The sequence below is a fragment of the Rhodoferax sp. GW821-FHT10B06 genome (assembly GCF_059415605.1).
The window spans coordinates 20,658-27,628 of sequence record NZ_JBWKNO010000028.1 but is presented as its reverse complement, the minus strand read 5'-3'; the positions used below and the strand labels follow the sequence as shown (position 1 = coordinate 27,628).

5 protein-coding genes are annotated in these 6,971 nt (G+C 62.2%); 2 read left to right on the top strand and 3 right to left on the bottom strand.

Going from position 1 to position 6,971, the window contains the following annotated elements; translation table 11 throughout:
- Positions 1–115: 115 nt before the first annotated feature.
- Together AC07O2_RS25495 and AC07O2_RS25490 are read left to right on the top strand one after the other, a co-directional pair.
- On the top strand, positions 116–1,234 hold the full coding sequence (locus AC07O2_RS25495) for a succinylglutamate desuccinylase/aspartoacylase family protein (RefSeq protein ID WP_495234913.1): 1,119 nt from the start codon (positions 116–118) through the stop codon (positions 1,232–1,234).
- 18 nt (positions 1,235–1,252) lie between these two features.
- On the top strand, positions 1,253–2,029 hold the full coding sequence (locus AC07O2_RS25490) for an ABC transporter ATP-binding protein (protein ID WP_495106802.1): 777 nt from the start codon (positions 1,253–1,255) through the stop codon (positions 2,027–2,029).
- On the opposite strand, the gene AC07O2_RS25485 is transcribed toward AC07O2_RS25490, so the two are convergent.
- The 3 genes from AC07O2_RS25485 to AC07O2_RS25475 all read right to left on the bottom strand — a co-directional run bounded on the left by AC07O2_RS25485 (position 2,022) and on the right by AC07O2_RS25475 (position 6,909).
- Complete coding sequence (locus tag AC07O2_RS25485) at positions 2,022–4,394, bottom strand: putative bifunctional diguanylate cyclase/phosphodiesterase (RefSeq protein ID WP_495234912.1); 2,373 nt, start codon at positions 4,392–4,394, stop codon at positions 2,022–2,024. The two genes, AC07O2_RS25490 and AC07O2_RS25485, sit on opposite strands and share 8 nt — an antisense overlap.
- 12 nt (positions 4,395–4,406) lie before the next feature.
- Complete coding sequence (locus tag AC07O2_RS25480) at positions 4,407–5,867, bottom strand: cobyric acid synthase (protein WP_495234911.1); 1,461 nt, start codon at positions 5,865–5,867, stop codon at positions 4,407–4,409.
- 121 nt (positions 5,868–5,988) lie between these two features.
- On the bottom strand, positions 5,989–6,909 hold the full coding sequence (locus AC07O2_RS25475; protein ID WP_495234910.1) for a GGDEF domain-containing protein: 921 nt from the start codon (positions 6,907–6,909) through the stop codon (positions 5,989–5,991).
- Between the last annotated feature and the right edge of the window lie 62 nt (positions 6,910–6,971).

The following is a 6,971-nucleotide window of genomic DNA, read 5'->3' as shown; positions in this document are numbered from 1 at the left end:
TCGAGGCCTATCTGTTTGCTGCGGCGCTGTACCTGGTCGGTACCTTTGCGCTGATTGCGGCTTTCCGCGCGGCTGAACGCAAGTTTCTGGCCTATCTGGCACCCCGTAGACACTGATGCAACGCCAAGACCACCTCCTGCGCACCCAAAGCCTGGGTAGCCAGAAAACCCTGACGAGCTTCCACTTTGGCACGCCGGGAGCCCGGCCCAAGGTGTATATCCAGGCCAGCCTGCATGCCGAGGAGCTGCCCGGCATGCTGGCGGCCTACCACTTGCGCCGCTTGCTAGAGCAGGCCGAAGCGCAAGGCCAGATCCGGGGCGAGATCATTCTGGTACCGGTGGCCAACCCCATGGGACTGGCCCAGCGGCTGGACCACAAGCCCATGGGCCGCTTCGAGCTGAATACCTCGGAAAACTTCAACCGCCACTACCCCGACTTCTGCGCTGCCGTATTGCCGCTGGTACAGGACAAGCTCGGCTCCGATGCCGCGCACAATGTACGCACCATACGCCAGGCCGCAAGCCAGTATCTGCAGAACTGGGTACCCGAAACCGAGCTTGCAAGCCAGCGCAAAATTCTGACCAGCATGGCCTTTGATGCCGACGTGGTGCTGGACCTGCACTGCGACTGCGAAGCCATCATGCACATGTACGCCGAGGTGCCTTGCTGGCCCACCTTGGAGCCGCTGGCCCGCCTGCTAGGCACCCAGGCCGTTCTATTGGCCAAGAACTCTGGAGGCCTGTCTTTTGACGAGTGCATGTCCGGGCTGTGGTGGCAACTGGCCGACAAGCTGGGCAATGCCTATCCGATTCCGCAAGCTTGCTGCAGCACCACGGTAGAGCTGCGTGGTGAAGCCGAGGTTGGCCACGCCTGGGCCCAGGCCGATGCCGATGCCATCTTTGCGTATCTGCAGCATCTGGATGTGATTGGCGGCACCAAGCCTACCCTGCCCGCTCTGGCCTGCGCGGCCACACCGCTAGCCGGTGCCCAGTTCATCAAATCACCCGTGCCCGGCGTACTGGTGTTTGCAGCCAAGCCTGGCGACCGCCTGGCGCTGGGCGACCTGGTGTGCGAAGTCATAGACCCTATTGGCAACACCGTGCACGCCCTGCGCGCCGAGGTACCTGGCGTCATGTATGCACGTACCAATGAGCGCTACGCCACGCCGGGCGACGACCTGGCCAATATTGCAGGTGCTGTCCCCTTCCGTACCGGCAATCTGCTGGGTGCCTAATTTTTCTGAATACCGCTTATGACCACCCAACCCCTGAAACTCCAGGCCATAGACATCCACAAGAAGTTCGGCTCCAACGAGGTGCTCAAAGGCGTCTCACTGGAAGCCCGCGCCGGCGATGTGATCAGCATCATCGGCAGCTCCGGCTCCGGCAAGAGCACCTTTCTGCGCTGCATGAACCTGCTGGAGAAGCCCAATGCGGGCCGCATCATCGTCGCTGGTGAAGAGCTGAAGCTGGTGGCCGACAAGCATGGTGAGCTGGTGGCTTCTGAAGCCAAGCAGCTGCAGCGCATGCGCACCCGGCTTGCCATGGTGTTCCAGCATTTCAATCTATGGGCGCACATGACGGTGCTGCAGAACATCATCGAAGCGCCGGTGCATGTGCTGGGTGTACCCAAGGACGAAGCGATTGAACGCGCCCGCAAGTACCTGAAGCTGGTGGACCTGCAGAACAAGGAAGACAGCTACCCGGCGCACATGAGCGGCGGCCAGCAGCAGCGGGTGGCGATTGCGCGCTCCCTGGCGATTGAGCCCGAAGTGATGCTGTTCGACGAGCCGACCAGCGCGCTGGACCCGGAGCTGGTGTCCGAGGTGCTGAAGGTGATGCAGAAGCTGGCGCTGGAAGGCCGCACCATGGTGGTGGTGACGCACGAGATGGGCTTTGCCCGCGAGGTCGCCAACCACCTGATCTTTCTGCACAAGGGCCAGATCGAAGAGCAAGGCGTGCCGCGCGAGGTGCTGGGCCAGCCCAAGAGCGAGCGGCTGCAGCAGTTCTTGTCGGGCAGCCTCAAATAACGAAGGCAAACGGCTTGTTCGTCGCCCACAGGGTGACGAAAGACCCCACCTGCTCGGCCCCCATGGGTTTGGCAAAAAGATAGCCCTGACCTTGGCTACAGCCTATGCGCTCCAGAATGCTGCGCTGGGCCGGAGTCTCTACGCCTTCCGCCGTGGTTTCAAGTGCCAAAGCCTGGGCCAGCGCAATGATGGTCTGCACAATGGCCACCGCGCTGGCATCGCTCTCGGCCGCATCCAGAATACTGACAAACGAACGGTCAATCTTCAGCTTGTCCAGAGGGAAGCTGCGCAGATAAGACAGCGAGGAATACCCGGTTCCAAAATCGTCCAGTGCGATACGTATGCCCTTGCGGCGGAAGTTATGCAAAATGGCCTGCGCAGTCTGGCTGTCCTGCATCAAGGTGGACTCGGTGATCTCCAGCTCCAACCGATTGCCGGGCAAGCCGCTGTGTAGCAAAGCCTCGTCCACCATAGACAGCACATCGGCATTCGCCAGCTGTACAGCCGACAAATTCACCGCCACCCGCAATGGGTGCGGCCAATGCATGGCATCCATGCAGGCCTGGCGCAACACCCAGGTACCCAGGGGCACGATCAAGCCGCTCTCCTCCGCTGCCGGAATGAACTCCAGCGGCGACACCAGACCCCGCTGGGGATGGTGCCAGCGCACCAGGGCCTCAAACCCCACCAGAGTGCCGCTCAATAGATCGATCTGTGGCTGGTAATGCAGCACAAACTCGCCACGCTCCAAACCATTGCCCAGATCACTCAAAATATTCAGCTTCTGCTGCGCACGCGCATCCATGGCCGGCTCGAAGAAGCAAAGAGTGTGGCGGCCGGCCGCCTTGGCCGCGTACAAAGCCATGTCGCAAACCTTCAGCAGCTGCTCCGCGCTGTGCGCATCCTGCGGCGAAAACCCTATGCCGATGCTGGCGCGCACCTCGATGCGGTGGCTGTTCACCGACCACGCCTGGCCCAACGCAGCCTGCAGCCTTTCACCATAGGCCTGGGCTTGCGCGCGCGGCAGCAGGCCCGGTACGATCAGCGCAAACTCGTCACCACCCAGGCGCGCCAGTAGCTCGCGTGACCCGACCTCGGCCTTCAGGCGCCTGGCCACCTCCTGCAACAGCTGATCACCCACGGCATGGCCCAGAGAGTCATTCACGGTTTTGAAGTTGTCCAAGTCGAACAACAACAAGGTACAGGCAGCCCGACAGCCCTCAGGGGAAAAATAAGCCTCCAGCGCATTGCCAAACTGCAGGCGGTTGGCCAAGCCCGTCAGCGCATCCTGGTGGGCCAGGCGCACCATTTCCATCTCACGCAAACGAGCTGCTGTGATGTCCGAACCCACACCGCGCCAGCCCTGCAGCAGCCCCGTAGGACCTAGCAAAGGCTTGGCGGTCAGGGACCACCACTGCAGTTGCTCTCCGACCAATACGGGCACCACCACTTGACGGAAAGGCGTGTCCTGGGCCATGCAAGCCTGCAAGTGCAAAAACATGGCCTGCTCTTCGTCACGCAGTTGAGGAAACTGGGTCGACAACATCTCGACCAGGTTGCGCCCATGCAGCAGAGCAGGTGCCACACCCATGGCGGCGGCCAGGCGCACGGACACATGGCGCAGTCGGCCATTGGAGTCTGTTTCCCACAACCAATCGCTGGCGTTTTCCTCGAAGTCGTTCAACAGCAAACCTACCAACTGTTTTTGCCGCTCGATTTCAGTTTCAGCCTTTAGACCGTCGCGAAACATGCGCCAGGTGACAAGGATAGTGGCGGCCATCACAAAGCCGTAAAGAATCAGCAGGCCTGTCATATAGCTGTATGCAGGTTCGGGCCGCCCGGCGAAAGCCAGGCCAGTGCCTACACACAGAATCAGCGTCCAAGCCATGGCCACCCAGGGCAGGTAGGCAAACATCCAGCTACCGGTACCAATAAAGGAGGTCACGGTGCCCACCAGTAACAGCCGCCCGTCAGCATCACCCAGGTCAAACAAATACCAGATGATCCAGGCGAAAAGCACAGCCGCGGCGGCGATGCCGATGGCAAACCACCAGCCTTTGGCCATGGACACGACCGTCGCTTCCGGCACCGACTGGTGGCGCCACCACAGCAGCAGATTGGACGTCCCTAGCAAAATCACCAGCGCGGCCCAGCCCAGCAACGTTGCCTGGTCGGCCTGGTGCCAATAGGCCAGCAGCAGCGCCACGGCGGTGGAAATATTGCCCACGCTGCTGAAGGGAATGCGCCGCAGTACGGCCCGGAACTGGCGTCCGCGGTAAGCCGCCACCAGCTCGGGAGACAGAGACGCATCACGCCACGCCTGTATATGGGCCCAAACATATGGGCCAAGATGCTGGAATTGCATATTTCAGTGTAATCAGGGCTTGGCGACCAGCGATTGTAGAAAACCCGGCTCGAAATGTGGCTCCAAATAGTCGGCAAGACCGTCAAACACCGCGTCCAGCGTGGGCACGCTGGCACCAAACAGGGCCCGCAGCACCGCTGGGTCTTCCAGCATGCCATGCAGATACAGGCCCAACACATTGCCGGCGGCGTTCTGCCAACCCAGGCCGTCGGGCAGCACGGCGTGGGCGATATCGCCGGCCTGGGCCATGGCGCTGTGCTGCTGCGTTTGTCCGTGGTGGATTTCATAGCCTGCCACGGGCACCCCGGCCAAGGCGGCCCAGGGGCCAGCCATACGTTCTGCAAAGCGGCTCTGCCGGTGCTGCACCGTCTTGCGCTCTTCAAACTGCGTGACCAAAGGCAGCAGACCCAGGCCGGGCGCATTGCCGTCTATGCCGTGGGTGTCTATCAAGGCCTCTCCCAGCATCTGCAGTCCGCCGCAAATGCCTAGCACGGCCCCACCCCGCGCGGCATGGGCAGCCACCGCCGCGTCCAACCCTTGCTGGCGCAGCCAGGCCAGGTCGCCACTGGTGTGCTTGGAGCCGGGCAAGATGACCCAGTCGGCACCTGCCAGCTCAGCCGGGCTGCGGGCCCACACCAGGCGCACGCCGGGCACGTTCTTCAAGGGCTGGAATTCGTCCAGGTTGCTGATGCGCGGATAGGCCACGACGGCGATGGTGCGCGTCACCGTGCCATTGCTGCGGCTGCGGTCATCAAACACACCATCTTCCTCGGGCAGGCCGTGCTGCCACCACATGGGCAGCGTGGCCACCAGCGGCACGCCGGTCAAAGCCTGCAGCTGCTGTGGCCCCGGCGCCAGCAGCCGCGCATCGCCGCGGAACTTGTTCAGCACAAAACCGCGCAGCAGCTTGCGGTCCGCCTCAGGCAGCAGGGCCCAGGTGCCGTAAAGGTGGGCAAAGGCGCCGCCACGGTCAATGTCCGTCACCAGCAGGCAGCGCGCATCGGCATGGCGGGCCACGCGCATATTGACGATGTCGCTGTCGTACAGGTTGATTTCGGCTGGAGAGCCCGCGCCCTCGATCACCACCACATCGTTTTCGGCGCGCAATGCATCCAGCGCCTGGGCCACCACCGGCCAGACCTTGGCGCTGCGGCTGCGCCAGTCCAGGCCGCTCAACTCAGGGCTGACCTGGCCCAGCAGTACGACTTGGCTATGGGTATCCCGCTCGGGCTTGAGCAGCAGCGGGTTCATCCGCACATCGGGCTGAATCCTGGCCGCCAGCGCCTGGAAGTACTGGGCGCTACCAATTTCCCCCTGTGCAACAACACGCGCGTTATTGCTCATGTTCTGCGCTTTGAAGGGTGCGACCTTCAGCCCCTGGCGGGCGTAGTAGCGGCACAGCGCGGTGGTCAACCAGCTTTTGCCGGCCCCGCTGGTGGTACCCAGCACCATGGTGCAGACGGCGAGGCTCATGCGCAGAAATACTTCATTGGGGGTGGCTGCAAACGGTGCGAACCGCGCACCCGTGTTATGAATAAAAAATGGCTCCAGCGCAGATTCTATCTGCGCCAGAAGCTATCAATTAAATAGCAACCTAAACAGCCCACATGCTACGGTCCCGACCGGCACCCTTGGCCTGGTACAGGGCTTCATCAACGCGCTTGTAGACACTGCGCACATCGTCGCCCAGCCGCAGCTCGGTCATGCCTGCCGAGCAGGTGTAGCCAAATTCCGGGTGCGCTGGCAGCGGATGGCGCTGGCGCACCACATTCAACAAAACCGACACCACGCTGCCCAGGTTCTTGGGTGACATGCCGCGAAACAGCAGCAGAAACTCCTCACCACCCAAACGGCCAAAACCATCGTCGCGCCGCAACGAGCGCTGCACCGTATGGGCAAAGTCCTTCAGCACGGCATCGCCCGCCGGGTGGCCATAACTGTCGTTGACGCGCTTGAAATGGTCCAGGTCCAGCAATACCACGCCGCACGGCGCAGCGCGGTGCTGCCGCTCGTCGATGGAGTCGCGCAGCAGATCCATGATGTGCGCGCGGTTACTGATGCCGGTCATCCCGTCTGTCTGCGCGGCACGCAAGGCCACATCGCGCTGCTGGCGCATGCTGCGCTCGCCGCTTTTCAGCACGGTGATGTCGGACGCTACACACAGCATCCAGCCATCGGCGCGCAAGGTCTCGGTCATCCAGATCCAGCGGCCATCGCACAGATCGGCCTCGAAAGCGCGAAACGGCAGTTTGCCACGGCGTGAGCGAATGGTGGCCAACCAGATTTCAATGTCGTGGGTCTCGATGTAAGCGCCCTTGCGCTGCGCATGGTTACGGCGCATCAGCGCGGACCAGCTAAGCAGCTCGCCGTCATCCAGGCCATAGGCGCTGCGGAATGCGGGGTTCGCAAAGCGCAACTGGTCGTCTGCATCCAATAGCGCAACCAGCAATGGCGAATCGGCATACGCCATCAGCAGCTGTTGCGCGATGGGGTCGGTGCAAGCAAGGTGCGGCATGCGAACCATCATACAGACAGACGGGCGAAAAGAGGGGCGAATACGGCCCCTGGGGCAAAGGC

Coding starts and splice junctions, on each gene's coding strand:
- AC07O2_RS25495 (WP_495234913.1), top strand. CDS start 116: ATGCAACGCCAAGACCACCTCCTGCGCACCCAAAGCCTGGGTAGCCAG.
- AC07O2_RS25490 (WP_495106802.1), top strand. CDS start 1,253: ATGACCACCCAACCCCTGAAACTCCAGGCCATAGACATCCACAAGAAG.
- AC07O2_RS25485 (WP_495234912.1), bottom strand. CDS start 4,394: ATGCAATTCCAGCATCTTGGCCCATATGTTTGGGCCCATATACAGGCG.
- AC07O2_RS25480 (WP_495234911.1), bottom strand. CDS start 5,867: ATGAGCCTCGCCGTCTGCACCATGGTGCTGGGTACCACCAGCGGGGCC.
- AC07O2_RS25475 (WP_495234910.1), bottom strand. CDS start 6,909: ATGCCGCACCTTGCTTGCACCGACCCCATCGCGCAACAGCTGCTGATG.